The sequence below is a fragment of the Erwinia magellanica genome (assembly GCF_039023495.1).
In the GTDB taxonomy this organism is placed as follows: Bacteria; Pseudomonadota; Gammaproteobacteria; order Enterobacterales; family Enterobacteriaceae; genus Erwinia.
This window is the reverse complement of the sequence record NZ_JBCHVC010000001.1, coordinates 1,061,241-1,087,391: the sequence shown is the minus strand read 5'-3', so window position 1 is coordinate 1,087,391 and position 26,151 is coordinate 1,061,241. Positions and strand designations below refer to the sequence as shown.

The window sequence follows — 26,151 nt, the reverse complement described above, 5'->3', positions numbered from 1 at the left end:
AATGAATATATATTCATGGCGGTTAAAAAAATGAGGGGGATCACCCCTCTCAGCCAGGCCGGCTGGCTTCCCCTTCCTCTATCAGCGCCTTCTGCGCGACCACGGCAGCTTTCTGCTGCATGCGGTTCTGCATCTGGTCGATAATGACGGCAATGATGATCACGATACCTTTGATCACCATCTGCCAGAACTCACTGACGCCCATCATAATGAGTCCGTCAGCCAGAAATCCGATCACAAAGGCACCAATCAGCGTGCCCAGGATGGTGCCCCTTCCGCCTGCCAGTGAAGTGCCGCCAAGCACCACCGCTGCAATGGCATTCATCTCAAATGAGGTGCCGTTCGCCGGGTGGCTCGCCACCAGCTGTGAGGAAACCACAATCCCGGCGATCGCCGCACACAAACCGGAGATGGCATAGACCATGATTTTGACCCGCTTCACCCTTACGCCAGAGAGTTCCGCCGCACGCTCGTTGTCGCCAATAGAGTAAACATGACGGCCAAACGGCAGACGTCTGGCGATATAGGCAATTACCAGTGCCAGCACAATCATCATCCAGATGGCGTAAGGCAGGCCAAGAAAATAGCCCGCGCCGATATCATCAAACCCGGTATTGCCTAACTGCGGATTACCCTGTAGCCCCGGAAACGTTTCACCTCCCGAAGTCAGCATCGCTGCACCGCGCAGAATATACATGGTGCCCAGCGTGCAGATGAATGGTGCCACGTTATAGCGTGTGATAATCCAGCCGTTTCCGGCCCCTATCAGCGCCCCCACCAGCAGAACCAGCGGCACAATCACCCAAACGCTTGGGAAGATCGCAATACCAAACATGGGCAGCACAATACCTTTGGTAATCAGCCAGCCGGCAATCATGCCGCACAGCCCCAGCGTGGCACCGATAGAGAGATCGATCCCGGCGGTGATAATCACAAAAGTGATGCCCAGCGCCAGGAAGGCGTTTATGGCGATGTGTTTAATCATGATCACCATACTGCCCAGCGCGAGAAAATCGGGCACGGTGACAGCAAAGAAGCCCACAATCAGGATCAGCGCAATAAAGGTGCGCATTTTTAACAGCAGCAGAATGAGGCTTTCCCGCGAATTAAAGGCTTTTACCGGCGGGATGCTCAGCGCGGCCGTGTGGCTGTTTTTCATGTCAGAACCCCTGAGCACTTGCTTTTACCAGCGCCGACTCTTCTGCCGCCGCACGAGGAATATCGGCGGTGAGCTTCCCGCCGGACATCACCAGAATGCGATCCGAGACCGCCATAATTTCTTTCAAATCGGAGGTGGAAAAGAGAATGGCAATGCCCTGTTCCGACAGACTGACCATCATGCGGAACACATCCGCTTTTGCCCCCACGTCGATCCCCCTGCTCGGTTCATCCAGCAGCAGCAGACGGGGATTGGTCAGCAGCGAGCGTCCAATTACCACCTTCTGTTGATTCCCGCCGCTAAGGGCATTAATAGTGACTTCCGGAGAAGATATTTTGATCGACAAGTTGCTGACGGTATCCTTTACGACCGCCTGTTCCTGCCGCCGGGAAATAGCAAACCGGTATTCAAGGCGCTGCCACAAACTGCCAATGGTCAGATTGCTGGCCACCGAGGAGACCGGGAAGATGCCGGTACGTTTGCGATCTTCCGGCACCAGGCTCATTCCCATCCGGATGCGCTCCGCAGGCTCCAGCCGCTGCGGCACCGGTTTGCTGTCAAGCCACAGCTTGCCGAGATAGTTACGCTGCGTGCCGAGCAAACACTCAAACAGCTCGGTACGCCCCGCTCCCATCAGGCCATATATGCCGACAATTTCCCCTGCGTGCACGGTAAAGGAGACGTCATCCACCACCGCAATGCCCGCCGGGCCAACGCAGGTGATTTTTTCCGCCTCCAGAACCGGTACGCCAAATTCCCTTCCCGGCGAGAGAAAACTGGTGACGGGTTCACTCCCCAGCATTTCACGCACAATCCAGGGTACGTCAATGTCGCTGACCTCTGCCTGTGCCTGAAAACGTCCATCCCGCAGGATCGTTATCACATCCCCGATGGCCATCAACTCCTCCAGCCGGTGGGAAATATAGATAATCGTCACCCCCTGGCGCGTCAGCTCGCGGATCACCCGGAACAGGATCTCCACTTCCGTTTTACTTAATGCTGAGGTGGGTTCATCGAGGATCAGAATATCGGTGTTTTCTGCCAGCGCTTTGGCAATCTCCACCAGCTGCTGTTGTCCTACCTTGAGATTAGCGACCTGCTCACGGGGCGAAATAGCCTGATCCAGACGCCGCATCAGCTCGGCGGTACGCGCCTCCTGTGTTTTTTCGTCAATCGGCTTCAGACCATGCTGAAGCTCACGCCCCAGAAAAATATTTTCTGCGACCGAGAGGTTTTCAAACAAGTTCAGCTCCTGATGCACCATACCAATACCGTGCCGTGCCGCCTCCCGGGTACTGTTAAGGGTTATCAATTCGCCGTTAAGCCGGATCTCTCCGCTGGTAGGTTGCTGCACGCCAGCAAGAATTTTCATCAGCGTGGATTTACCGGCGCCATTTTCACCAATAATCACATTCACCTTACCGCGCCAGACATCGTAGTCGATGTTGTCCAGCGCCAGCGTGCCGGGAAACAGCATCGATACGCCTCGGGTCTGCATAATAATCGGGTCGGTCTGCGTCATTATGGCTGCTCCTGTTTCAGGGAAACGGCGACCACGTCCTGCACCTTGTTGGTCTGTAACGTGACGGCAAGCAGCAGCTGCACCTGCTTGCCAACCCAACTCTCATCAACCGGCGGCAGCTGTTTTACCGCATGGCGGTTCAGCGCTCTGGTAAGCTGAGCGTACTGAACCTGGTTAGTGAACTCTTCAAACCGGAAGCCCGCGGCATCGCGTATCGCGTTGCTACGAATAACCGGGCCGACAGCCACAGGTACCGCTTCCCCGTTCAGGGTCACGGTCACAATGCGCTCCCGCTCGCTGGCCGCACTCACTGCCGTGACCGTTCCTGTAGCGCGAACGAACAGGCTGTCACTGGTGCCCGCTTTAACGGTACTGCTACGCACTTTCATATCGGCCCAGCTCAGGGCGTGGCTGTCGGCTTCGGCCAGCACTCTGCTCTGCCAGGTGGCTTCCGCTATCTGCTGCGCCGTCTGATCCCGATAGCCCTGCTTCACCGAAGGATCTTTGGGAATTATCGGTTGCCCGCTGGCATCAAGATCGACCACGGTACAGGCGCTTAACAGCAGCGTGGCGGCGAACAGCAGCCCGCAACGGGCACGTTTAGTCAGCATTGTGGGTTCCCCGACTTACGGTGCGAGATTGAACAATTTCAGTTTGCTGGCGTTGGATTCATCTATCAGCGTGCAGTCCATCAGCTGCTTCTCTTCCTTTTGCGCCTTACCGTGGGTCAGGTAGTAGTCTGCCTGCTCAATAGCCATCTGCGCCTGTGCCCAGCCTGGTTGCAGAACGGTGGCTTTGATATTGCCTTTGTTGATGATGGAGTCCCGCACGTAATCGCTGCCGTCAAAGCCAACCACAATCACATTCTTCTTACCGGCCGCTTTAAGCGCCGCTTCAGCGCCCAGCGCCATGGTGTCGTTACCGGAGATCACGCCGACAATATTGGGATTTTTTTGCAGAATGGTTTCCATGCGGCTGAAGGCTTCGGTCTGGCTCCAGTTAGCGCTTTGCTGCGCCACCATTTTCATATCGGTATAATCATCCAGCACATCGTGATAGCCCTGAGAGCGAACCCCGGCGTTGGTATCGGACTCTTTACCCAGCAGCTCGACATATTCACCTTTTCCGTTCAGCAGTTTGGCAAATTTCTCTGCTCCTAACTGCGCGCCCTGATAGTTGTTAGAAACAATCTGGGCCACGGCAATCCCCGGTTTGTTAATTTCACGGTCGATCAGAAAAGTGGGAATACCGGCATCTTTCGCCTTCTGCACCGGGCCGACGGTGGCATCTGCGCCTGCGTTATCCAGCACAATAACCTTTGCCTTGCGGGCAATAGCCGTTTCGATCAGCTGATTCTGCTTGTTAACGTCATCATCATGGGAGGCTACCAGCGTGGCGTAGCCAAGCGCTTTCGCTTTTTGCTCCGCGCCATCGGCTTCCGCTTTAAAGAAAGGGTTATCGTGTGAAGGGGTGATAATGACGATCAACCCTTTTTCGGCAGCCAGGGCAGCGGCAGAAAGGGTCATGGTGGATAAGAGTAAACCGGTGAGCAGGGTACGTTTCATTTATTATCTCCGTTATGAATATATATTCAATCGTGATTTATTATTCATTCAATATGGTTTACACTGGGTTTCCCTGCCAGATAAAGTGTGCAGAAAAGCGAACAGGATCACAGCTCGCTAAGGGATTTGATCAGAAATGGGCGTGGGGCGTCATTTTTATGACTTTCAGGAAAATCGACAGAGCAAAACCAGGAAGAAACGATGTCTAAACAGGATGAGCAGCGCCTGATGGTAAAAATTGCCACTCTTTATTACACCGAGGGAATGAAGCAGTCTGATATCGCTAAAACCCTGGGGTTATCCCAGTCCTTTGTTTCACGCATGCTGGTGCGCTGCCTGAACGAAGGCGTGGTGAAGATTAGCGTTATTCCGCCCGGCAATATTTTTCCCGCCATCGAAAAAAGTCTTGAGAAAAAATATGGCCTGAAACAGGCAATAGTGGTGGATGCCGCTGAAGAGGCGACACCGGCTCAGATCCGCTATGCGATAGGCTCTGCGGCCGCGCATTACATGGAAACGCGCATCCGCGCTAACGATCTTGTAGGCATCTCTTCCTGGAGCGATACCATTCGCGCCATGGTGGACGCCCTGCATCCGCAAAGCGTTAAGGCTCGTGGCGTGATCCAGCTGTTAGGCGGCGTCGGGGCTAACGGCAATGTGCAGGCCACCATTCTCACACAAACGCTGGCTGCCTATATGAGCTGTAAAGCCTGGCTGCTCCCCTCGCAAAGTATTGAGCGCTCGGTTGAAGAACGTCTGCGTCTTTCAACCAATGCCGAAGTTGCAGAAGTGGTCAGTAAATTTGGCGAGGTTGATGTTGCCATTGTAGGTATTGGTGAACTGGAGCCTTCGCAGCAGTTGAAAAGCTCCGGTAACTATTACGATGAGGAGATGCTCAGGACGCTGGCTTCACGCGGGGCTGTGGGCGATATCTGTCTGCACTATTACGACGCCAGCGGCAAACCAGTGCTCAGCGCCGATGAAGATCCGGTGATCGGTATGGAGCTGGCACAGGCCCGCGCCTGCCCCCAGGTGGTGGCGCTGGCTGGCGGCATCAGCAAGGCCAGCGCCATACGTGGCGCGCTGGTGGGGCACTATATCAACGTGCTGATTGTGGATTATCCTACTGCACGAAAGCTGCTGGAGGAGTAATTCTCTGCTGGTCAAAGGCCCGGCCGCCGTCCGGGTCTGTTTTTCCGCCCTCTTATTCCCCCTGCCTGTCTTTTCCCCTGTACCTTCAGCCCCGATTTCTGCCGCTGCCGTGACAAATCTTCAGAAAGCTACCAGGCTTTAACCACGAAACTTTACAAAACATCCAGGGACAGGCTCGGTTGCAGGAGGCAATTTTCAGTGTCGTGGAAAAGAGAAAGCCATAATGACAGATTACTGCACCCTTCTTTTTGATGGTGAGGCCCTGACCGGCAAAGCAGATCAGCCCCTTATCGATTTTCTGACCGCCCAGGGTAAGACGCTTCCCCATGTTTGTTACCACCCTTCGCTCCCTCCTTTGCAATCCTGTGATGTCTGCTGGGTAAAGCACAACGGCGAGCTGGTTCGGGGCTGTACGCTCCGCTCTGCTGAAGGCATGGAGATAACCAGTACCGGTACCTCAGCTAAGGCGGCCCAGCAGGAGGGAATGGACAGGATCCTTAACCGGCATGAGCTTTACTGTACGGTATGCGAACATAACACCGGTGACTGTACGCTGCACAACACCGTCGCCGATATGCATATTCCCATTCAATATTATCCTTACGAACGCAAGCCGTCGGATAAAGATCACAGCAACCCTTTTTATACTTACGATCCCGACCAGTGCATTTTGTGCGGGCGCTGCGTGGAGGCGTGCCAGAGCGTGCAGGTTAACGAGACGCTCTCTATTGATTACAACAGCGACCATCCGCGAGTGCTGTGGGACGGCGGAGAACAAATTGCCGGTTCAAGCTGCGTCAGCTGTGGGCATTGCGTCACCGTCTGTCCCTGTAACGCCCTGCTGGAGAAAACCATGCAGCCGGACGCAGGGCCGTTAACCGACATGCCGACAGATCTCAAAAGACCGATGATCGATTTCGTTAAATCCCTGGAAAACAGCATCGGGATGGAACCCATTACCGGCATTTCGGTGATGGATATGGCGATGCGCCAGCATGAGATCAAAAAAACCAAGACCGTTTGTACCTACTGCGGCGTGGGATGCAGCTTCGAAATGTGGACCAGAGACCGGCACATTCTTAAGGTGCAGCCGGTGGCAGACGCGCCCGCCAACGGCATTTCTACCTGTATTAAGGGAAAATTCGCCTGGGATTTTGTCAACAGCAAAGAGCGTCTGACCACCCCGTTAATCCGCGAAAATGGCCGCTTCCGTCCGGCCAGCTGGGAAGAGGCGCTGGCAACCGTCGCGCAAAAGCTCAGAGGTGTGGCTGCAAAGCATGGAGGTGACAGCATCGGCTTTATCGGATCCAGCAAAGCCAGTAATGAAGAAGCCTACCTGACGCAAAAAATAGCCCGCCTGATCTTTGGTACCAATAATGTCGATAACTCTTCCCGCTACTGCCAGAACCCGGCAACAGAAGGCCTGTTCCGTACGGTAGGTTACGGCGGCGATGCGGGCAGTATTGAGGATTTGCAGAAAGCCTCGCTGATCGTGATTGTGGGCAGCAATCTCTCAGAAAACCATCCGGTGATCGCCGCACGTATCAAGCATGCGCATAAGTATCAGGGGCAAAAATTACTGGTAGTGGATCCCCGTCGGCATGAGATGGCTGACCGGGCGGACTGCTATCTGCGCATCAAACCAGGCAGCGATCTCGCCTGGGCTTCCGCCATGTCACGCTACATGTTTGAGCACGGCTATGCTGATGAAGCGTTTCTGGCGGAGAAAGTTAACGACAGAGATAACTATCTTGCCTCGCTCAGCCCTTTCAGCCTCGAGTATGCCAGTGAGCTGACCGGACTGGGCGTGGAACAACTGGCGGCGGCAGGCGAGATGATTGGCCAGGCGGAGAGCGTCTGCATCCTGTGGGCAATGGGGATAACCCAGCACAGCCACGGTGCCGATACCAGTACCGCCCTCTCTAACCTGTTGCTGGTGACCGGGAATTATGGTCGTCCGGGCACGGGGGGTTACCCGATGCGTGGACACAACAACGTCCAGGGTGCCAGTGACTTCGGCTGCCTGAGCAACATTTATCCCGGTTATGAAAAAGTGACTGACCCGGCCATGCGTGAAAAATGGGCCAAAGCCTGGGGTGTGGACCCGGAGAAACTCTCCGCAGAGGCTGGAGCAGATAACTTCAAGATGGTGCAGGAGGCTCATGCCGGTAAACTGAAAGCGATGTATGTTATCGGGGAAGAGACCGCCTTCTCCGATGCTGACTCCTCCAACGTTCATCAGGCCTTCAGCGGGCTGGAATTTATGGTGGTGCAGGATATCTTTATGAGCCGTACGGCAGAGTTCGCTGACGTAGTGCTCCCCGGCTGCCCGAGCGTGGAAAAAGAGGGCACTTTTGTGAATACGGAACGGCGCATCCAGCGTTTTTATGAAGTGATGCCGCCGCTGGGGCAAAGCCTACCAGACTGGCAGATCCTGACCGATCTCGCTTCCCATCTGGGCCATCCCTGGTATTACACCCATCCTTCACAAATCATGGCTGAGGTGGCAGGCATTGCCGAGATGTTTGCCGGCGTGAGTTATGACCGTCTTAGCGGATGGCAGTCGCAGCAGTGGCCGGTCAACGCCGACGGCAGCGATACGCCGCAGCTCTATACGGATAAGTTTAAATTCCCTGACGGTAAAGCAAAACTTTACCCCCTTCAGTGGCAACCACCGGCAGAAAGCCCCGATGAGCAGTACGATCTGTTACTGAACAATGGCCGGATGCTGGAGCATTTCCAGTCCACCAATCAGAGTGGTCGTGGCGGCAGACTGCTCTCCCTCTCCCCTGAATGGTATGTGGAAGTCAGCCCGGAACTGGCAAAAGAGCGGGGATTGAGTGAAGGCGACTGGGTTTCCCTCACCTCCCGCAGAGGCTCGTTAGAGGTTCCGGTGCTGATCACCGATCGTGTACAGGGAAACGTGCTGTTTATCCCTATCCATCATGGTAAACCCGGTGTTAACGGCCTGACTGGCGAACATCACGATCCGGATGTGAATACCCCCGCCTATAAAGAGATAGCCATTTCACTGCGCAAGCTCGACCATTCGATGAACCGAAGCCCGCTTCCGCGTGAAAACTTCCGTTATGGCGATCGGACACCCCTTGTCCATCTCCCCATTGAAGAGAAATGGCAGCAGGAGGGTTACACCCTTCCCCCTGAACACACCGAACACCCGGAGAAGTTTTAATGGCTGAACGTATGAAGTATGAGGTTCCTCCAACCCGCACAGAACCTAATGCGAGAGAGTCACTCGATAAGCTGATTGAGAATCTGCATCAGCACGGTTTTTTACGCCTGGCCAACGATATTGTCTGCGCCAATACCGATATAGCAAAAGTGTTGGTAGAGGGGGTAAACAGACCCGGTTCTCTGACGGCGATTCAGAATATCTCGCTGCTGCTGATGGCTCTCTCACGCGTGCCGCCCGAACGCTTTAATCAGTTACTGATGGCCATCACCGATGCCGCCAATGCCCTGAGCCAGGAGTCCGGAAATGTTGAAAAACAGGGCGCGCCGGGGATAAAAGGGGTGATCAGGCTGTTGCGGGATGATGAGGTCTGGCAGGGTATTTCGCCGTTACTGAAAGGATTCCGTGCTTTTGCGGCCTCAATGGAAAAGCCGCCGGAGAAACCGATCACCCGTTACTCCGGTAAAAAAAGCCATGTCTGATGTCGCACTCTCGCTACTGCTCTCACGGTGGCAATTTGCCGTGACCATTGGCCTGCATATCATCCTGGCCTCTTTTGCACTCGGGCTGGCCTCTTTTCTGGCCTTTCTGGAGGCAGTCTGGCTTATTCGCAAGGAGAAACGCTATTTCGAGGCCTATACCTTCTGGTTAAAAGTCTTTGCTCTTACGATTGTGGTAGGCGCCGTGACCGGCGTGCTGATGGAGTTTCAGTTTGGTGCCAACTGGGGGCCGCTCTCCGCCAAAGCGGGGGCTGTTGTTGGCCCGCTGATGTTTTATGAAGTTCTGGTGGCCTTTTTTATGGAATCCGCACTGGCCGGGGTGATGATCTTCGGCCTGAACAAAATTGGCCCGAAGCTGCACTTCTGCGTCACGCTGCTGGTTGCGATCGGTGCGTTTATCAGTGCGTTCTGGATCCTGGCGGCCAACTCCTGGATGCAGACGCCCACCGGGTTCAGCATAGATGCGGCGGGCCATTTCCGGCCTGATAACTGGTGGAGCATTATCCGTTCCCCCTCGTTGCCCTGGCGTCTGACGCATATGGTTATCGCCGCCCTGCTGGCAACGGCTTTTATGGTGGGTGGCGTGGGGGCCTGGCGTCTGCTGAGAGGGTTAAACATCCCAGCGGCGAAACTCATGGTCTCCTCCTCCATGTGGCTGGCTGTTGTGTTGATGCCGGTACAGATTGTGGTGGGCGACCTGCACGGCGAAAACACCCTTAAATATCAGCCGCAAAAAGTGGCCGCGATGGAGGGAGGCTGGCAAAGCCCCCCGCCTGGCGTGGGCGAACCCCTGCGTCTGTTTGCCCTGCCGGATCAGCAGGAACAGCGTAACCACGCCGAGGTGGCGATACCTCAGATAGCCTCGCTCTATCTTAAGCACGACCTTTCCAGCCATATCAAAAGCCTTAGTGAATTTCCGCCCAGTGACATCCCGCCGGTCATACCGGTATTTTTCGGTTTCCGGTTGATGGTGGGGATGGGAATAATGATGCTGACTCTTAGCGGGACGGCGTTATATCTCCGGCTTCGTCGGCGTCTGTATGAGTCGAAAGCGCTGCTGAAATGGATGACCCTGATGGCGCCGGCCGGTTTTATAGCCATGCTGGCAGGCTGGGTGGTGACGGAAACCGGGCGTCAGCCCTGGACCGTCTGGGGACATCTGCGAACGGAAGAGAGTGTTTCTGCCCATCCCGCGAACTGGATTATTGCTTCAGGCGTGGCAATCCTGGTGGTTTATGCCATCGCCTTTTTCGCCGGGCTTTACTATTTTCTGCGCTATGTCTCCACCCATGGCAGTGAACAGCAGGTGAAAACCCATGTTTGATTCAGTGATGTTGGCCGCAGGCGTCCTCGCCTTTACGCTACTGATGTATGTGCTGCTGGACGGAACCGATTTAGGCGTAGGCATGCTGCTGGCCTTTTTTCCTGAAACGCAGGAGAGGCATAAGCTGATTGCCACTATTCTTCCGGTCTGGGATGCGAACGAAACCTGGCTGGTCTTGCTGGGAGGCGGCATGCTTGCCCTGTTCCCGGCCGCTTATGGTACGCTGCTGACCGGTTTCTATCCCTGGATAATTATCATGCTGCTGGCGCTGATTTTCCGGGCGGTGGGTATTGAGTACCGGCGGGATGCTTCTGTGAAGGTTAAGTTTCTGCTGGACAGGGTATGTATTACCGCCTCAGCCATCGTAGCTTTTATTCAGGGCTTGCTGGCTGGCAGCATAGTGGCCGGTAAACCGCTGGACTCCGTGCTGGCCGTTTTCTCTCCCTTCAGCGTGCTTTTTGGCGCAGCCACCATAGCGGGCTATCTTTTGCTGGGCTGTTGCTGGGTCCACTGGCGTACAGAGGGCCAGCCAGCCCGGCAAGCCTGCCGTTTAGCCGTTCCTTTTTTAGCGCTGACCGTTCTGCTGGTGATAGCGCTGTTGCTGCTGCAACAGCAACGGTTACCCACAATCATGGCGCTGCCTGGCGCCAGGCTGATGTTAGCTGCCGGTACGCTGTTTGCGCTTCTGGTCCCCCTGGCTCTGCGTAGTCAGGTGCGACTGCTGCCGCTGGTCGCAGCACTGCTGATGGTCACCAGTCTGATCGCGCTGACGCTGCGCACCGTCTATCCCTGGCTGATCCCCGACGTGCTCAGCCTACAGGATGCGGCTGCCCCGGAAGCCACCCGCGCCTTTGTGCTGGGCGGCACAGCCCTGGCGATCCCCATTACGTTAATCTATAACAGTTGGGCATTTTGGGTCTTGCGCGGAAAAGTCAGCTAGGTGCCCTTTCCGGCAGGCCGTTAAACCTGCCGGGAGTTCAGAACGTTAGCCGTTAATTACGCCACAGATGGCCCCAATATAGCGATCTGCCCTGCTCTAATAAACAATCCCAGGCGGATTCACAACTGAGCGGGTGACGGCTTCATCCTGCTCACCCCAGCGTTGAAGCACTTTTGCATACTCACCGCCGGTGATAACGCCATTCAGCGCCGTCTGTAACGCCTCTGCCAGCCCGTTGCCTTTTTTCGTGGTCACCGCAACCCAGGCGCGGAAAGGCCCCTGGCCCACCAGCCTTGTCTGCCCACGGGAAGCCACTTTCCAGGCGGCTATGGAGTGAGGGCCAAACAGGGCATCCGCCCGCCCGGAAAGCAGATACAAGGTAGCGGAAGCATCATCCATCAGATAAACCGGCTGCACAGGCGGCAATCCTTTTGCCCTGTTCTGCTGATCCCAGCTCAGCAGGATGCGCTCCTGATTGGTGCCGGAGGCGACAATAATGCGCTTTCCGGCAATCTCTGCCGGAGAGTTAATGGAGGTTACCGGGCTCTCTTTTTTTACAGAAAAGGCGTGGTTGTCGGCGCGGTAAGTCGCAAAATCGAACTTTTTTTTACGCTCTTCGGTGACGGCAATATTAAACATAGCGACATCGTAGCGGCCCGCGCTGATCCCTAAAGGCCACTCCTCCCAGGAGGCGGGCACCAGTTTGAGTTTCAGCCCCAGGCTATCGGCCAGCAGACGGGCAATATCGGGATCGCTGCCTGTCCGCGTCACGTTATCCGAACCCAGTAAAGCCAGCGGCGGTGAGTTAGTGGCAGAGGTGGCCACCGTCAGCGTCCCCGGTTCGATAAAATGAAAACCAGCGGGAATTTTCCTGACAGCTTCCGCATTGGCGGGAGCATGAATGGGCGTTTCATTGTCAGCAGCATTGAGCCTGGCAGCAGCCTGAACGCTCAGGCTGCCCGATAAAAGAAGAAGAGCCAGCGTGACGGATAAATTCCCCATCCCTTTGCTGACAGGCATTGTAACCAGAGTTAGCATGGCAGCCATATCAGAGCACCCTCGCCAGAAAGCGTCGTGTACGTTCATGGCGCGGTTGCGAAAGAACCTGATGTACACTCCCTTTTTCCACTATTTTCCCCTCATCCATAAACACAATATTGTCTGCCACCTCCCTGGCAAAACCAATTTCGTGAGTCACAATCACCAGCGTTGTACCGGAACGGGCAAGCTTTTTGATCACATCCAGCACTTCACTGACCAGTTCAGGATCAAGCGCCGAAGTGGGTTCATCAAACAGCATCACTCGCGGGTTAAGCATCAGCGCTCTGGCAATAGCGATGCGCTGCTGCTGGCCGCCGGAAAGATGGCGCGGCCAGGCATCTGCCTTGTGCCGCAGGCCAATGATCTCCAGAAGCTCGCCCGCTTTTGTGACGGCGTCACTTTTTGAGAGCTGACGATGCGCAACGGGCGCGGTTATCAGGTTATCCAGCACCGTCATATGGGGAAAGAGGTTGAAGTTCTGAAACACATAACCCACGTTGATGCGCTGGCGAAGAATAGCTTTCTCTTTCAGCTCATAAAGTTTGTCACCGCGCCGCTGATACCCAATGTAATCTCCGTCTATCTGGATCAACCCCTGATCCACCCGCTCCAGATGATTCAGCGTACGCAGCAGCGTCGATTTCCCCGAGCCAGAAGGCCCCAGGATCACTGTCACCGAACCGGGAGCCAGCTCCAGCGAAACGTTATCAAGCGCCTTATGTTTGCCAAAACTTTTGCTGACGCCGGTAATGCTGATAGCGCCGGTAGCGTGGGCATGGCGGTAATCAATGGCCTCTGACATGCGCGGTCTCCTCTGTTGAGATAAGTGGCGTGGCCGCTTTGCGCCACTGACGCCAGCGTGACGGCAATGGTTCACGGCTGACGCTGCGGGCCAGCCAGCGTTCAACGCTGTGCTGGATAGCTGAGAGTACGGTAGTAATAATCAGATACCAGGCCGCACCGACCATCAGCAGTGGGATCACTTCCTGATTGCGGTTGTATATCATCTGGATGGTGTAGAAGAGTTCAGGCATCGCCAGCACGTAAACCACCGAGGTGCCTTTGGCAAGACTGATAATTTCATTGAAGGCTGTCGGGACAATGGCCCGCAACGCCTGCGGAAGAATAATGCTGAACGTCCGGCGGCTGGCGGATAAGCCCAGCGCTGAAGCGGCCTCAAACTGTCCGTGGTCGACGCCCAGAATGCCGCCACGGATGATCTCCGCGCTGTAGGCCGCCTGGACCAGCGTCAGCCCAATGACCGCAGCCTGAAACTGACCCAGTACATTAATAGTCTGGAAATGGCCCCACGAAAGCGTGGTGAACGGCACGCCAACTGACAGGGTTTCATACAGATAGGAGAAGTTATAGAGGATGATCAGCACCACAATCAGCGGCAGCGACCTGAACAGCCAGATGTAGCCCCAGGCCAGGCTGCTGAGCAGCCAGGAGGAGGAGAGCCTGGCCAGCGCCAGCACGCCGCCCAGTAACAGGCTGAAAACAGCGCCCAGCAGGGTCAGCAGCAGCGTCTGCCCCAGTCCATGCAGGATGACCGGATCAAAAAACCAGCGTGCAAACACCCCCCATTCCCATCGCGGATTAAATGCAACGGACTGCACTACGCCTGCGAGGATAAACAGGGCGATCAGCGCGCCTGTCAGCCGCGCAGGATAACGTGCCGGAACAACCTCCAGCTGACCCGGCTCTTTCATACCCTCTCCTCCGCTGATTTTTCATTACTGAAAACGTTAATCACTTTGGTGAAGCGCAAGCGGCCATCGTGTGGCGGCTGGCCGTAACGCTCGAGATCGCCGCTGAGATCAAACAGCGGCAGATAACCGTGTCCCGCATAGAGCCGCACCGCTTCCGGCTGGCGAAAGCCGGTGGTCAGAAAAGCTTTGCGATAACCGGCCCGTCTGGCCCGCCTTTCCAGCTCGTTTAACACCACCAGTGCCAGCCCCTGACGGCGCAGATCGCTCCGTGTCCAGATGCGTTTCATCTCAGCAGTTTCACTGTCAAAAGGCTTATAAGCGCCCATGGCGATAATTTCATTGTCCTGTTCCAGCACCAGAAACAGCCCCTGAGGCGGCAGATACCACTCGGTCTGCTCCACTTCCTGCTTAGAGGAAAAATAGTCACCGTAGCGCTGGGCATACTCGCCAAACAATCCGCTCAGAATGGGTTGCAGTTCTGGCGCTTCTGGCGACACTTCACGAAACAGTTGTTGGCTCATAATGCCTCCTTAATCACCCAAACCTGGCGGATTGATCTCAGAGCGCTCAATACGTTCTACGCCCTCACCCCAGCGGTTCAGCACCTTCAGATAGTCACCATTGGCTATCACGCCATTCAGCGCGATGCTCACCGGCTCGGCCAGCCCGCTGCCTTTTTTCAGGGTAACCGCAATGTGCGCCGCTTTTGGCCAGCCACCATCCACGCTGCCCACCAGCCGCGTTTGCCCCTTCAAGGCGGCTTTCCATGCGCCAATAACGTTAGGCCCGAAATAAGCGTCGGCCCGGCCAGACTGCAACGCCAGCGTTTGCGCAGCATCATCTTTGGAATAGACAGGCGTGAACGGCTTCAGCCCTTTGCTCTGGTTTTCCTTATCCCACGCCAGAAGGATCGCTTCCTGATTAGTCCCGGAACCGACGATAATGCGTAATCCGGCAATATCCTCCGCTTTGCTCAGCGACTTAATGGGACTGCTGTTTTTCACATAGAAGCCGAGGGAATCTTTGCGGTAGGTGGCAAAATCAAATTTCTCTTTGCGATCTTTGGTCACCGTAATATTGGTGATCGCGGCATCATATTTGCCGGAGGCGACGCCCAGCGGCCAATCCTCCCAGGAGGTAGGCACCACGTTGAGCCTGAGTCCCAGACTCTCTGCCACCAGACGGGCGATATCCACCTCGCTGCCCAGCAGGGTTTTATTGTCATCCGCAAAGACCGTTAAGGGCGGGGAATTCTGCGCGGCCACGGCCACGGTGAATGAACCCGGCACGGCAAAGTGAAACCCCTGCGGCAGGCTGGCAACCGCCTGAGGATTTCTTGCGGTATTCACCGGCGTTTTGTTTGCTTCCAGGCTGACATGCTGACCGTTGTAGGCAACATCCGTCTCTGCGGCTGCCGTGCTTCCGCTCAGGGCGATCAGTAACAGGGCGACAACTGTTTTCTTATTCTGCATAGCGCGCTCTTACTCTTGAGTGAACTGGTTTACGGGCAGGTTAAGCCCAAGGTTTTCACGCAGTGTGCTGCCGGGGTAATCCCGCCGTGACAGACCACGCGCCTGCAAAACGGGAATAACAGTGTCAACAAAGCGTTCAAAAGTATCCGGAGTCCCGCCATTGATGATGAAGCCATCGGCAGCGTGAGTTTCAAACCAGAGTTGCAGCCCATCCGCGACCTCCTCTGCCGTGCCGTGGAACAGCGGGCGCGGCGTTGCGGCCTCCAGCGCCGCCTGGCGCAGAGTGTGCCCTTTCTCGCGGGCTTTCTGTTTGATCTCATCGGTGGTGCTGCGGAAGCTGTTTTGTCCGATAGCACCAAGTTCAGGGAAAGGATCGTCCAGCGGATACCGGGAAAAGTCGTGGTGATCGAAATAGCGCCCCAGATAGTTCAGCGCATCCTCAATGGAAACCAGCGCAGCAGTCGTCTGATACTGCTGCTCTACGTGGTCCGCATCATCACCCACTATCACGCTCACGCCCTGGAAGATGTGCAGATCTTCAGGCTTCCGGCCTGCCGCCGTCAGCTGCTGCTTAACGTCACGGTAAAAAGCCTGGGCTTCTTCGCGGGTTGGCTGATGGGTAAAAATGGCATCCGCATGCTGTGCAGCCAGTTTTTTACCGGGTTCAGATGCCCCGGCCTGAAAGATAATTGGCCTTCCCTGAGGCGTACGGGAGATGTTCAACGGCCCCTGAACCTGGAAGAAATCGCCGTGGTGATTTAACGTATGCAGCTTTTCGGGATCATAAAACTGGCCGCTTTGTTTATTGCGGATAAAGGCACCCTCTTCCCAGGAATCCCAAAGCCCTTTCACTACCTGCAAATATTCATCGGCAATGCGATAGCGTAATGCATGTTCGGGATGCTGCTGACGCGAGAAGTTCTTCGCCGATCCTTCCAGCGGTGAGGTCACCACGTTCCATCCGGCACGGCCACCGCTAAGGTGATCAAGGCTGGCAAATTGCCTGGCAACCGTGAAAGGTTCGCTGTAGGAGGTGGATACCGTGCCAACCAGCCCCAGATGCTCGGTAACGCCAGCCAGTGCCGATAACAACGTGAGCGGTTCAAAACGGTTTAAAAAATGGGGAATCGACTTTTCGTTGATATAAAGCCCGTCAGCGATAAACAGGAAGTCGAGCTTTCCCTGCTCGGCTTTGCGGGCAATGCGTTTGGCAAATTCAATGTTGATGCTGGCATCCGCCTGGGCAGCCGGATGGCGCCAGGCAGACATATTCCCCGAAGCCCCATGTAAAATGGTGCCCAGTCGAAGCTCTCTTTTGGTCATGATGTTCTCTCTTTGCAGGCGGTGAAAAGCCTGGCGGGATCGAATCGATCTGCGCCCGGATGGATCAGGAGGTAAGGGTTATGGAAGGTTCAACATCGCGCGTTGAGATGCTGAATAGCCTGAACGGCCAGCTCGGCAAAATAGCGGGCGGCTGGCGCAATGGACGCCTCGTCCGGATTAAAAGCAGCGTGGTGCAGACCGGCGGCGCTGCCGCTGCCGATGCTGACAAAGGCGCCCGGAACGGTCTGAAGATAAAAAGCAAAATCCTCACCGCCGAGATGCAGATCGGCTTTTTGCACCCGATAACCCGCCTGTTGCGCGACTTCACTACTGAAGTTTGCCCAGTGCTCATCATTGACCAGCACCGGCGGGCCAGCCTGCCAGATTAAGGAGGCGTGCGCCCCGTTGGCTTCGGCAAAAGTCTCAACCAGTTGACGGACGCGCTGTTCAAGTTCAGCCCGTACCCCTGCATCGTGCGTGCGGGCCGTGCCGCCAAATTCAACGCTCCCTGGCAACACGTTCCAGGTTTTGCCGCCATCTATGCGGGTGATGCTCAACACCAGGCTCTCCAGGGTGTTAAAATTCCGGCTGACCAGCCCCTGCAACCCCTGGATAATCTGACTGGCGACCAGGATCGTATCCACGCCCTGCTCCGGATGTGCAGCGTGAGCGCCTTTTCCCGTCACCTTTACTCTGAATTTATCTGCGTTGGCATAGAAGGCGCCGCCACGGGTGGCAAAAGTGCCGGTGGGAAGATTGGGTTCGTTGTGCATGCCAAAGATCGCCTGCACCTGATCCAGCACGCCAGCCGCAATAAACTCTCTGGCACCGCGTGCAATCTCTTCGGCAGGCTGAAACAGCAGCCGCACCCGTCCGTTCAGCTCTGATTCACGCGCTTTGAGCTTAAGCGCCGCACCCAGCATAACGGCACTGTGCAGATCATGACCGCAGGCATGCATTACCCCCGGCTGACGCGAATGAAAACTCACGCCGCTCGCTTCATTGATCGGCAGCGCGTCAATATCGGCGCGCAGCGCCACAAGCGTATCGCCAGAACCAATTTCAGCAACCAGGCCGGTTGCCAGCGGGTAATCAAGCAGACGGATGCCCGCGCTGTTTAACCATTCCCGCAGCCGGGAAGTGGTGGCAAACTCCTCACCAGAGAGTTCGGGCCAGGTGTGCAATTCCCGACGCCAGGCGATCAGCTGATCTTCTTCCGTCATGTTAGGTAACGCCGTTAACAGGCCCATCTCAGGCAGCGACCAGATGGTGAGCAGCCAGCAACTCCAGCGAGGCGAGCCGCGCCCTGGCGTCACTAATCGGGGTATCAATCACAAATTCATCAATGGCAAAATGTTGATGCAGCGCCTGAAGCTGTGCATGCACCTGTGCCGCCGTCCCTTTGATCAGCGAAGGCGTGCGTGGCTCTATCAGATAGTCGGTATAGCCACCCTGGCGAACATAGCGTTCCGCCTGCTCCAGCGTGGCGACATTCACCCCTGGCCCCCCTTTAATCTGAACGTGATACTGTTTAAGGCCCGCCGTCAGCAGGCTGGCTTCTGCCGGGGAGTCCGCTACCACGACCTGTACGGCCACCAGCGCACGCTGGCCATCGCTTAAACGGGAATAGGTTTGCAATGAGTGCTCCAGCAGCTGTCGATCACCGTTAAGATGCGCTGCAAATACAAATTGCCAGCCCTGCTCTGCGGCCAGTCGCGCGCTCTCTTCACTGGCTCCCAGCAGAAAACGACTCGCCACATGTGTTGGCTGAGGCGTGGCGCGTAATATCTCTTCATCGCCATCTTGATCAACAGGTTGCAGCCAGCTATTCAGTAAGCGTAACTGGTCGGCAAAGCTTCCCTTTTCCGCCGCATCAATACCCAGCTGTAAAGCGTTGGTAGAAAGCGGCATTCCCCCTGGCGCTTTCCCCACCCCCAAGTCAATTCTTCCGGGCGCCAGGGAAGCCAGCAAATTGAAGTTTTCCGCCACTTTATAGGGGCTGTAATGCTGAAGCATGACGCCGCCAGAACCCACGCGAATATAGCGCGTCTGTGCCACTATCCAGGCAATCAGCACTTCCGGTGAAGGGCTGGCTAACTGTTCTGAATTATGATGCTCCGCCAGCCAGAAACGATGATAGCCCCACTTTTCAGCCTGTTGCGCCAGATGCAGGGTTCGCTGAAGCGCGGCCGTTGCCGTCTCGCCAGGCATGACCGGCGATTTATCTAATAAACTCAGTCGATAGGCCATTCACCACTCCCTCATTAATCCCGTTTAAGGCAAGTGTGAGGCGGCGCTTATTTTTAGTAAAACAAGAAATATGAAAATATGAAGTCAAAAAAGAGCTAAGCGAATAAATAAAATAATCGGGCCGGAGAATAAAGCCCTGGGGAAAATATTGATTTTCAGAGTGCAGTTACTACGCTATGTACAATTCTACTGACAGGGAGAAAAGAGACAATGAAACGCGAAACGCTGTTTAACTATGCCCGCGAGCGCTACAAAGCAGAGCCAGAGTATTTATGGAGTAATCTTCCTGGCTATGCCGTGCTCCGGCATCATCAGGGAGAAAAATGGTTCGGCTTAGTTATGAACGTGACGGGTACAAAGCTTGGTCTGGCAACAGAAGAGAAAGTCGACGTACTGGAAGTGAAAGTCAGGCCGGAGCAGATCGGTTCTCTGAGAAAGAAAGAGGGAATTTTGCCTGCTTATCACATGAATAAAGAGCACTGGATCAGCATTCTCTTATCCGGCCCGTTAACGCCAGAGGAAATATACGATCTTTTATCTGAAAGCCATGAACTGACCGCAGGCTGAGCACGGCTTACCGGCAGTTTTAACCTGTTAACAGAATGCCCATGCCGCGAACGATGCGTATCAAAGGGCACCCACAGAACCGGTGCGCCCTGGTTGACAGCAAAACATGAAGTTTTCCTCCTGCTTTTCTCTTAGCTCCTCCCGGTTTCCGCTTTATCCCGGTTGTTATCTTGCTGCCAGCAAGCCTGATTATTTGGGTTTAGGACAAGTTATACAAAATGTAACAATCGGACGATAACCACACAGAAAGTGTGCTCAATGCAACTTTATGATTCCTAAAGAAAAAATGTAAGCATTTCTTAACAAAATTAAACATTGAGGTCAGGGCAGAAAAGTCCTATATTGGGCGCGCTTTTACAGCGAGTTGCTACTTTTTTAACCATTTTTCAACCAGGAACGACGACGTTTCGGGTTGTAGGAGAGATATGATGACGGATAAAGTCCGTATTGATACTTTAGGTGCGAATTCTGCTAATGCTAACAATGAGACCTATTTAGCCAGACAGGCTGAAATGGAGTCGAATGTCAGGAGTTATCCCCGTAAATTACCGTTCGCCATTGCGAAAGCGGAAGGCGTCTGGATCACCGATGTTGAGAATAACCAATATCTTGATTGCCTTGCCGGTGCGGGAACGCTGGCGCTTGGACACAATCATCCTGATGTCCTGCAAAGCATCCAAAATGTCATTACCAGCGGCTTGCCGTTACATACCCTGGATCTTACTACACCCTTAAAAGATCAGTTTTCTGAATACCTGCTCTCCTTATTACCGGGCCAGGGCAAAGAGTATTGCCTGCAATTTACCGGCCCTTCTGGCGCAGATGCGGTTGAAGCAGCCCTGAAACTGGCTAAAAAGCATACCGGCCGTACCGGCGTGATCAGTTTCTCTGGCGGTTATCACGGCATGACGCATGGCGCGCTGGCGGTGACAGGTAACCTGTCACCGAAAGAAGCCGTTAACGGCATGATGCCGGAAGTGCAGTTTATGCCTTATCCGCATCAGTACCGCTGCCCGCTTGGCATTGGCGGCGAAGCTGGCGTGAAAGCGCTGACTTACTACTTCGACAACCTGATCAATGACGTGGAAAGCGGCGTACGCAAACCCGCGGCGGTGATCCTGGAAGCGGTTCAGGGCGAAGGCGGCGTGAACCCGGCGCCGGCTGAATGGCTGCAACGCATTCGTAAAGTGACGCAGGAGCACGGCATTCTGCTGATCCTCGACGAAGTTCAGGCTGGCTTCTGCCGTACCGGCAAACAGTTCGCCTTTGAACACGCAGGCATTGAGCCAGACATTATCGTTATGTCTAAAGCTGTGGGCGGTGGCCTGCCGCTGGCCGTGCTGGGCATCAAAAAGCAGTTTGACGCCTGGGAACCGGGCCACCATACCGGTACCTTCCGTGGCAACCAGCTGGCGATGGCTACCGGCCTGACCACGCTGAAATTGCTGAAAGAAAATAATATTGCCGACAAAGTGGCGGCACAGGGTGAATGGCTGAAAGGCCAGCTGGCTGAACTACAGAAACGTTATCCGGTTATCGGTCACGTTCGCGGTCTGGGTCTGATGATCGGTATTGAGATCGTTAAACCAGACCAGGCGCAGGATCACATGGGTTGCTACCCAGCCGACGGCCAGCTCTCTGCCCTGCTGCAAAAAAAATGCTTTGAGGCTGGTCTGATCCTCGAACGTGGCGGTCGTAACGGTTGCGTACTGCGCCTGTTGCCTTCGCTGTTGATCACTAAGGAAGAACTGGCTGTTTTCATCGATAAGTTTGAAAGCGCCCTGTTATCAGCTGGCGTCAAACCTGTCTGAATGGAGTGAAGTGGATGTCCGGGTCAAACCCAATTCTGGCTGCTTCAGCGCAAAGCACTGAAGCCTACCAGCAAGCAATTGAACAGAGTAGCCGTGCCGTGGTGCAGTGGCTGCAACAGCCTGAGATGTATCAGGGTAAAAGCGTTGCTGAGCTTCGCGAACGTATCAAGCTCGATTTCAATCCTCAGGGCCTGGGCAACCAGGCCGCTATTGAGCGTGCGGTTGAATACTTTTTAAAAGACAGCCTGTCGGTTCATCACCCGCAGTGCGTGGCGCACTTACATTGCCCAAGCCTGGTGGTCAGCCAGGCGGCTGAAGTTTTGATCAACGCCACCAACCAGAGCATGGACTCCTGGGATCAAAGCCCGTCAGCCACCATCATCGAGATGAAGCTGATTGAATGGCTGCGTACCCAGGTTGGCTATCAGCCTGGCGATGCGGGCGTGTTCACCAGCGGCGGTACGCAGAGTAATCTGATGGGCCTGATGCTGGCACGTGATGCCTTCTTTGCCCGTCAGGGTCACTCTGTTCAGCAGGATGGCCTGATCGGTGACCTGAAGAAGATCAAAGTCTTCTGTTCCGAGCATGCACACTTCTCTGTGCAGAAGAATATGGCGCTGCTGGGACTTGGTTATCAGTCCGTTACCCTGGTGAAAACCGATCGCTTCTCACGGATGGATCTGAACGATCTGGCAGAGAAAGTGGCGCAGGCGAAAGCCAACGGCGAGCAGATTCTGGCTATCGTTGCCACCGCAGGCACCACGGATGCGGGCGCGATTGATCCGCTGCGAGCCATTGCCACTCTGGCTGCTGAACAGCAGATCTGGGTGCACGTTGATGCCGCCTGGGGCGGTGCACTGCTGCTCTCTGAGAAGTACCGTGATTATCTGGACGGCATCGAGCTGGTGGATTCCATTACCCTGGACTTCCACAAGCAGTTCTTCCAGACCATCAGCTGTGGCGCCTTCCTGTTGAAAGAAGCCCGTCATTATGAACTGATGCGTTACCAGGCTGCTTATCTGAACTCCGAGTTTGATGAAGCGCAGGGCGTGCCGAACCTGGTGTCGAAATCACTGCAAACCACCCGCCGTTTTGATGCGTTGAAACTGTGGATGGGCCTGGAAGCGCTGGGTCAGAAACAGTATGCCGAAATCATCGATCACGGCGTGACGCTGGCCCAGGAAGTGGCAAGCTATGTCACTGAGCAGGCCTCGCTGGAGCTGGTGATGCAGCCGCAGCTGGCCAGCGTGCTGTTCCGCTATCGTCCGGAGCACGCCTCGCTGAAGAGTGATGCAGCGGTGGCCTTGCTGAACCAGAAGATTGGGGATGCCCTGCTCGACTCCGGCCGTGCCAACGTGGGCGTTACTGAGTCAGGCGGCGTGACCTGCCTGAAACTGACCCTGCTGAACCCAACGGTGACCCTGGAGGATATCAAAGTCCTGCTGGCGCTGGTTGAGAGCACAGCGGAAAGCCTGCTGGCGGGCTGATTGCTCTTCAGCCCTCCGCTGCCTGAAAGCCGATAACATCTGTTATCGGCTTTTTTATTGCAGTCGATCTGTCCTGCGTGTATTTAAGCTGAAGAGAAACAGTGAATTAACGCTATATCAAACCGGACACAGGATAAGGAGTGCAAAACATGAGCGTCAATCAGTATGGTCAGCAGACAGGATTTGACTTACCCGACTGGCAACCGGTGCCCAGGCTGGTTCGCGGCACCTTACATGGCCGGTTCTGTGATCTGGTTCCTCTTACGCTGGATCATTCAGAAGCGCTATTTGCAGCTTACTCGCTGACCGGTGACGATCGTGACTGGACCTGGCTGGGCACGATGATGCCGCGCTCTCTGCCGGAGATGAGCGCATGGATAACGGATAAAATTCAGGATGAGAGCCTGGTTCCCTGGGCTGTAATTGATGCCAGAACGGAGATGCCCGTGGGGGTGGTTTGCTTCGCCGAGACCGACACGGAACATGGGCTTACCGAGATAGGCCATGTTACCTGGTCTCCGCTTATGCAACGCACGGCCATCGGTACGGAAGCCGTGTTTCTGATGTTGAATCACGCATTTTCAACGGGCTATCGCCGCGTTGCCTGGCGTTGTGATTCGCTGAACCAGGCATCGCGCCGGGCCGCAGAGAGGATTGGCTTCACTTACGAAGGGCGTTTTCGCCAGGCTATGGTTCGTAAACAGCGTAATCGCGATACGGACTGGCTGTCGATTATTGATGCAGAGTGGCCAACAATTAATATAGCGCTGAGAACCTGGCTGGCAGAAGACAATTTTACGGCTGAAGGAGAGCAGAAAGTTAAGCTCGATGCCCTGTTAAAGAGTGCAAGGGAGTCCGCATCTCATTCAGAGAGAGTAACAATGGTCTTACAGGATGAAATCCGCAGGCCGGTTTAACGCATGACGGAAACAGTTACCGGTAATTTTGAGACGAACCTTAACGCTATCCTGCTGTATTCCTTTTGCAGTCACGGTAAAATGGTCGATTGAAAGCAACACAGGATAGCGAGGTATAATGTCTTATCGTTTCACTCTGGCCGCAGTAACGGCCGCTTTGACCCTCACCGGTTGCGCTAAACATCAGAAGGCTGCTACGCCAGATGATTTCTTTAATGGCCCCTCGCAGATCACTGTCTCTCATGTGATGACTCGTGCTGACGATGGTTCCTCCATCTTCCTGACGGTGGATGGCAATGATGCCGGCCCGCTGCTGCCCGGTAAGAGTACCGAGGTGCAGATCCCAGCCGGTAAGCATCAGGTGGGCGGTTATGCTCAGACGCTGCTTGGCCTTGGCCGCGTAACTATCCAGTCGCTGGAAATCACCACTAACCCTGGTGAAGTCACCCAGCTTGCCTATTCTGTTACCCGCGATAAACCGGTCTTTGTCAAAGAGGGCGTCACCAGGCTGCCTGCTAAACCTGCCCCGGCCCCTGAACCGGCTAAACAGGAAGCGGCTCCGGCACAGGATAATCAGAACGCGGCACCAGCAGCCTCTGCGACCGTAACAGAAAACAGCGTTACCGCTCAGGCTCCTGCGGCAACAACGCAGGCTGCCACGCCAGCAGCGCCAGCCTCTACGGCCGCTGAAAGCGCTCCGGCTGTTAACGCTGCAACCACCACTGCTGAAGCAGCACAGACTCCGGTGCCTGCTCAGCCTGCTGCGCCAGCAGAGAGCACGCAGAGCGCGGCATCATCACAGCCAGCAACCCCAGCAGAGAGTGCGCCGGGCACTGCTGCCACCCAGCCGGATACGACCACAACAGAAACAACGCAGAGTGCAGCCGCTTCTCAACCTGCGGCCTCTTCGCAGAGCGCCCCGGCCTCTCAGCCTGCGACCACGTCGGAAACCACTCAGAGCACCGCTACAGAGGAGCCTTCGGCAACGTCAGCGGAAACCACTCAGAGCACCACCACTGAGCAGTCAGCAACTACCCCGCTTGCCACAGCCCAGACCTCGGGCAGCAACGAATAACCGTTCTGATACGACACTCCTGACAGGAGGCTCTCCCGCCTCCTCTCTTCTCATCTGGCAGAAATCAGTCGCGCCAGCCCAACGCCGGTGCAACATGTGTGAGAATCGATTCCATCACATGCGCACAGTATTCCACGCCCAGCTGGTTTGGAATGGTTAACAGCAGGGTGTCTGCTTCCGCAATCGCTTCATCTTTCGCTAACTGCGCAATCAGCGCTTCCGGCTCCGCTGCATAGCTGCGGCCAAAAATAGCGCGCGTCTTCTCATCCAGATAGCCAATCTGATCGCCCCCCTCACGGCTGGCCCCAAAGTAAGCCCGATCTGTAGCGTTCATCAGCGCAAAAATGCTGCGGCTGACCGACACCCGTGGCGTACGTGCATGCCCTGCTGCCTGCCAGGCTTCACGGTAGGCGCGGATCTGTCTGGCCTGCTGTATATGGAAGGGTTCGCCCGTTTCATCGTCCTTCAGCGTTGAGCTTTGCAGGTTCATGCCCAGCTTTGCTGCCCAGACGGCAGTAGCGTCAGAACCCGATCCCCACCAGATACGCTCACGCAATCCTGCCGAGAAGGGTTCAGGCCTCAGCAAACCGGGAGGATTCGGGAACATCGGCTGAGGATTAGGTTTGGCAAAACCTTCACCACGCAGCACCTCCAGCAGCTTTTCCGTGTGACGACGGCCCATATCCGCATCACTCTCTCCCTCCTCTGGCTGATAGCCAAAATAGCGCCACCCTTCCACCACCTGCTCCGGAGAGCCACGGCTGATGCCAAGCTGTAAACGCCCGCCGCTGATCAGATCCGCTACGCCCGCATCCTCAGCCATATAGAGAGGATTTTCATAGCGCATATCGATCACGCCGGTGCCAATTTCAATCCGGCTGGTTTTAGCCCCTACCGCAGCCAGCAGCGGGAAAGGCGCGCTTAGCTGACGTGCAAAGTGGTGAACGCGGAAATAGGCGCCGTCAGCGCCCAGTTCTTCAGCTGCGACAGCCAGGTCTATGGATTGCAACAGCGCATCGGCAGCCGACCGCGTGGCCGACTGCTGGGAGGGCGTCCAGTGGCCAAACGAGAGGAATCCAATTTTTTTCATGACTCAGGTCTCCTGTATAAAAGGAATATTTCAGCCTGTAGCATGAAGGCG

The 26,151-nt window shown here is 55.4% G+C and carries 23 protein-coding genes; 10 read left to right on the top strand and 13 right to left on the bottom strand.

Annotated elements, in window-relative coordinates; genetic code table 11:
• Window positions 1-49: 49 nt before the first annotated feature.
• From AAH450_RS05000 to AAH450_RS04985, 4 genes are read right to left on the bottom strand one after another with little or no spacing between them, the layout of a single operon-like run.
• Window positions 50-1,159, bottom strand: a complete 1,110-nt coding sequence (locus AAH450_RS05000) for an ABC transporter permease (protein WP_342909188.1) — start codon at window positions 1,157-1,159, stop codon at window positions 50-52.
• Window position 1,160: 1 nt separating this feature from the next.
• Window positions 1,161-2,681, bottom strand: coding sequence for a sugar ABC transporter ATP-binding protein (locus AAH450_RS04995; RefSeq protein ID WP_342909187.1), 1,521 nt, complete (start codon window positions 2,679-2,681; stop codon window positions 1,161-1,163).
• Entirely contained in the window at window positions 2,681-3,292 is a 612-nt protein-coding gene (locus tag AAH450_RS04990) for a DUF2291 family protein (RefSeq protein ID WP_342909186.1), read from the bottom strand. The genes AAH450_RS04995 and AAH450_RS04990 overlap by 1 nt, the downstream gene beginning before the upstream one ends.
• Before the next feature lie 15 nt (window positions 3,293-3,307).
• On the bottom strand, window positions 3,308-4,246 hold the full coding sequence (locus AAH450_RS04985) for a D-ribose ABC transporter substrate-binding protein (RefSeq protein ID WP_342909185.1): 939 nt from the start codon (window positions 4,244-4,246) through the stop codon (window positions 3,308-3,310).
• A 201-nt stretch (window positions 4,247-4,447) separates the two neighbouring features.
• Here AAH450_RS04985 and AAH450_RS04980 point away from each other — a divergent pair, with 201 nt between their 5' ends.
• From AAH450_RS04980 to AAH450_RS04960, 5 genes are all read left to right on the top strand, one after another.
• On the top strand, window positions 4,448-5,398 hold the full coding sequence (locus AAH450_RS04980) for a sugar-binding transcriptional regulator (RefSeq protein ID WP_342909184.1): 951 nt from the start codon (window positions 4,448-4,450) through the stop codon (window positions 5,396-5,398).
• Window positions 5,399-5,621: 223 nt separating this feature from the next.
• Window positions 5,622-8,591 (top strand): formate dehydrogenase subunit alpha, encoded by a 2,970-nt coding sequence (gene fdhF, locus AAH450_RS04975; RefSeq protein WP_342909183.1) that lies wholly within the window; start codon window positions 5,622-5,624, stop codon window positions 8,589-8,591.
• Window positions 8,591-9,073, top strand: a complete 483-nt coding sequence (locus AAH450_RS04970) for a helical membrane plugin domain-containing protein (RefSeq protein WP_342909182.1) — start codon at window positions 8,591-8,593, stop codon at window positions 9,071-9,073. The genes fdhF and AAH450_RS04970 overlap by 1 nt, the downstream gene beginning before the upstream one ends.
• The gene (locus AAH450_RS04965; RefSeq protein ID WP_342909181.1) at window positions 9,066-10,415 is read left to right on the top strand and encodes a cytochrome ubiquinol oxidase subunit I; all 1,350 of its coding nucleotides are present in this window, start codon (window positions 9,066-9,068) and stop codon (window positions 10,413-10,415) included. Before AAH450_RS04970 ends, AAH450_RS04965 begins: the two co-directional genes overlap by 8 nt.
• Complete coding sequence (locus tag AAH450_RS04960; RefSeq protein ID WP_342909180.1) at window positions 10,408-11,355, top strand: cytochrome d ubiquinol oxidase subunit II; 948 nt, start codon at window positions 10,408-10,410, stop codon at window positions 11,353-11,355. The genes AAH450_RS04965 and AAH450_RS04960 overlap by 8 nt, the downstream gene beginning before the upstream one ends.
• Before the next feature lie 96 nt (window positions 11,356-11,451).
• Here AAH450_RS04960 and AAH450_RS04955 read toward each other — a convergent pair whose 3' ends face one another.
• The 8 genes from AAH450_RS04955 to AAH450_RS04920 form a co-directional block, all read right to left on the bottom strand.
• Window positions 11,452-12,393: an ABC transporter substrate-binding protein gene (locus AAH450_RS04955; RefSeq protein WP_463322709.1), complete on the bottom strand. Its 942-nt coding sequence runs from the start codon at window positions 12,391-12,393 to the stop codon at window positions 11,452-11,454.
• Window positions 12,394-12,403: 10 nt separating this feature from the next.
• A complete protein-coding gene (locus AAH450_RS04950; protein ID WP_342909179.1) occupies window positions 12,404-13,198 on the bottom strand; it encodes an amino acid ABC transporter ATP-binding protein in 795 nt (264 codons plus the stop codon).
• Window positions 13,182-14,108: an amino acid ABC transporter permease gene (locus AAH450_RS04945; protein ID WP_342909178.1), complete on the bottom strand. Its 927-nt coding sequence runs from the start codon at window positions 14,106-14,108 to the stop codon at window positions 13,182-13,184. The genes AAH450_RS04950 and AAH450_RS04945 overlap by 17 nt, the downstream gene beginning before the upstream one ends.
• Complete coding sequence (locus tag AAH450_RS04940) at window positions 14,105-14,629, bottom strand: GNAT family N-acetyltransferase (RefSeq protein ID WP_342909177.1); 525 nt, start codon at window positions 14,627-14,629, stop codon at window positions 14,105-14,107. Before AAH450_RS04940 ends, AAH450_RS04945 begins: the two co-directional genes overlap by 4 nt.
• Before the next feature lie 9 nt (window positions 14,630-14,638).
• Window positions 14,639-15,580, bottom strand: a complete 942-nt coding sequence (locus AAH450_RS04935; RefSeq protein WP_342909176.1) for an ABC transporter substrate-binding protein — start codon at window positions 15,578-15,580, stop codon at window positions 14,639-14,641.
• Between the two features lie 9 nt (window positions 15,581-15,589).
• Entirely contained in the window at window positions 15,590-16,903 is a 1,314-nt protein-coding gene (locus AAH450_RS04930; RefSeq protein WP_342909175.1) for an LLM class flavin-dependent oxidoreductase, read from the bottom strand.
• Between the two features lie 89 nt (window positions 16,904-16,992).
• Window positions 16,993-18,126, bottom strand: coding sequence for an amidohydrolase (locus tag AAH450_RS04925; protein ID WP_342909574.1), 1,134 nt, complete (start codon window positions 18,124-18,126; stop codon window positions 16,993-16,995).
• A gap of 28 nt (window positions 18,127-18,154) precedes the next feature.
• Window positions 18,155-19,153: an MsnO8 family LLM class oxidoreductase gene (locus tag AAH450_RS04920; protein WP_342909174.1), complete on the bottom strand. Its 999-nt coding sequence runs from the start codon at window positions 19,151-19,153 to the stop codon at window positions 18,155-18,157.
• Between the two features lie 210 nt (window positions 19,154-19,363).
• Between AAH450_RS04920 and AAH450_RS04915 the strand changes: the two genes are divergently transcribed.
• From AAH450_RS04915 to AAH450_RS04895, 5 genes are all read left to right on the top strand, one after another.
• Window positions 19,364-19,720 carry an MmcQ/YjbR family DNA-binding protein gene (locus AAH450_RS04915; protein ID WP_342909173.1) on the top strand — a complete coding sequence of 119 codons (357 nt, stop codon included), beginning with the start codon at window positions 19,364-19,366 and terminating at the stop codon, window positions 19,718-19,720.
• 428 nt (window positions 19,721-20,148) lie between these two features.
• Window positions 20,149-21,531 carry a diaminobutyrate--2-oxoglutarate transaminase gene (locus AAH450_RS04910; protein ID WP_342909573.1) on the top strand — a complete coding sequence of 461 codons (1,383 nt, stop codon included), beginning with the start codon at window positions 20,149-20,151 and terminating at the stop codon, window positions 21,529-21,531.
• A gap of 14 nt (window positions 21,532-21,545) precedes the next feature.
• On the top strand, window positions 21,546-23,018 hold the full coding sequence (locus AAH450_RS04905; protein WP_318791683.1) for a pyridoxal phosphate-dependent decarboxylase family protein: 1,473 nt from the start codon (window positions 21,546-21,548) through the stop codon (window positions 23,016-23,018).
• 149 nt (window positions 23,019-23,167) lie between these two features.
• Window positions 23,168-23,935: a GNAT family N-acetyltransferase gene (locus tag AAH450_RS04900; protein ID WP_342909172.1), complete on the top strand. Its 768-nt coding sequence runs from the start codon at window positions 23,168-23,170 to the stop codon at window positions 23,933-23,935.
• Between the two features lie 118 nt (window positions 23,936-24,053).
• Window positions 24,054-25,010, top strand: coding sequence for a hypothetical protein (locus tag AAH450_RS04895; RefSeq protein WP_342909171.1), 957 nt, complete (start codon window positions 24,054-24,056; stop codon window positions 25,008-25,010).
• Between the two features lie 64 nt (window positions 25,011-25,074).
• Here the strand turns inward: AAH450_RS04895 and AAH450_RS04890 are convergent, their stop codons facing one another.
• Window positions 25,075-26,100, bottom strand: coding sequence for an LLM class flavin-dependent oxidoreductase (locus AAH450_RS04890; protein WP_342909170.1), 1,026 nt, complete (start codon window positions 26,098-26,100; stop codon window positions 25,075-25,077).
• Window positions 26,101-26,151: the final 51 nt, after the last annotated feature.

What these genes read in the sequence shown, in the direction of transcription:
- AAH450_RS04900 (WP_342909172.1), top strand. Translation starts at nt 23,168, where the DNA reads ATGAGCGTCAATCAGTATGGTCAGCAGACAGGATTTGACTTACCCGAC.
- AAH450_RS04995 (WP_342909187.1), bottom strand. Translation starts at nt 2,681, where the DNA reads ATGACGCAGACCGACCCGATTATTATGCAGACCCGAGGCGTATCGATG.
- AAH450_RS04965 (WP_342909181.1), top strand. Translation starts at nt 9,066, where the DNA reads ATGTCTGATGTCGCACTCTCGCTACTGCTCTCACGGTGGCAATTTGCC.
- AAH450_RS04970 (WP_342909182.1), top strand. Translation starts at nt 8,591, where the DNA reads ATGGCTGAACGTATGAAGTATGAGGTTCCTCCAACCCGCACAGAACCT.
- AAH450_RS04935 (WP_342909176.1), bottom strand. Translation starts at nt 15,580, where the DNA reads ATGCAGAATAAGAAAACAGTTGTCGCCCTGTTACTGATCGCCCTGAGC.
- AAH450_RS04985 (WP_342909185.1), bottom strand. Translation starts at nt 4,246, where the DNA reads ATGAAACGTACCCTGCTCACCGGTTTACTCTTATCCACCATGACCCTT.
- AAH450_RS04980 (WP_342909184.1), top strand. Translation starts at nt 4,448, where the DNA reads ATGTCTAAACAGGATGAGCAGCGCCTGATGGTAAAAATTGCCACTCTT.
- AAH450_RS04910 (WP_342909573.1), top strand. Translation starts at nt 20,149, where the DNA reads ATGACGGATAAAGTCCGTATTGATACTTTAGGTGCGAATTCTGCTAAT.
- AAH450_RS04925 (WP_342909574.1), bottom strand. Translation starts at nt 18,126, where the DNA reads ATGACGGAAGAAGATCAGCTGATCGCCTGGCGTCGGGAATTGCACACC.
- AAH450_RS04990 (WP_342909186.1), bottom strand. Translation starts at nt 3,292, where the DNA reads ATGCTGACTAAACGTGCCCGTTGCGGGCTGCTGTTCGCCGCCACGCTG.
- AAH450_RS04920 (WP_342909174.1), bottom strand. Translation starts at nt 19,153, where the DNA reads ATGGCCTATCGACTGAGTTTATTAGATAAATCGCCGGTCATGCCTGGC.
- AAH450_RS04905 (WP_318791683.1), top strand. Translation starts at nt 21,546, where the DNA reads ATGTCCGGGTCAAACCCAATTCTGGCTGCTTCAGCGCAAAGCACTGAA.
- AAH450_RS04950 (WP_342909179.1), bottom strand. Translation starts at nt 13,198, where the DNA reads ATGTCAGAGGCCATTGATTACCGCCATGCCCACGCTACCGGCGCTATC.
- AAH450_RS05000 (WP_342909188.1), bottom strand. Translation starts at nt 1,159, where the DNA reads ATGAAAAACAGCCACACGGCCGCGCTGAGCATCCCGCCGGTAAAAGCC.
- AAH450_RS04890 (WP_342909170.1), bottom strand. Translation starts at nt 26,100, where the DNA reads ATGAAAAAAATTGGATTCCTCTCGTTTGGCCACTGGACGCCCTCCCAG.
- AAH450_RS04915 (WP_342909173.1), top strand. Translation starts at nt 19,364, where the DNA reads ATGAAACGCGAAACGCTGTTTAACTATGCCCGCGAGCGCTACAAAGCA.
- AAH450_RS04940 (WP_342909177.1), bottom strand. Translation starts at nt 14,629, where the DNA reads ATGAGCCAACAACTGTTTCGTGAAGTGTCGCCAGAAGCGCCAGAACTG.
- AAH450_RS04960 (WP_342909180.1), top strand. Translation starts at nt 10,408, where the DNA reads ATGTTTGATTCAGTGATGTTGGCCGCAGGCGTCCTCGCCTTTACGCTA.
- AAH450_RS04930 (WP_342909175.1), bottom strand. Translation starts at nt 16,903, where the DNA reads ATGACCAAAAGAGAGCTTCGACTGGGCACCATTTTACATGGGGCTTCG.
- AAH450_RS04895 (WP_342909171.1), top strand. Translation starts at nt 24,054, where the DNA reads ATGTCTTATCGTTTCACTCTGGCCGCAGTAACGGCCGCTTTGACCCTC.
- AAH450_RS04945 (WP_342909178.1), bottom strand. Translation starts at nt 14,108, where the DNA reads ATGAAAGAGCCGGGTCAGCTGGAGGTTGTTCCGGCACGTTATCCTGCG.
- fdhF (WP_342909183.1), top strand. Translation starts at nt 5,622, where the DNA reads ATGACAGATTACTGCACCCTTCTTTTTGATGGTGAGGCCCTGACCGGC.
- AAH450_RS04955 (WP_463322709.1), bottom strand. Translation starts at nt 12,393, where the DNA reads ATGCTAACTCTGGTTACAATGCCTGTCAGCAAAGGGATGGGGAATTTA.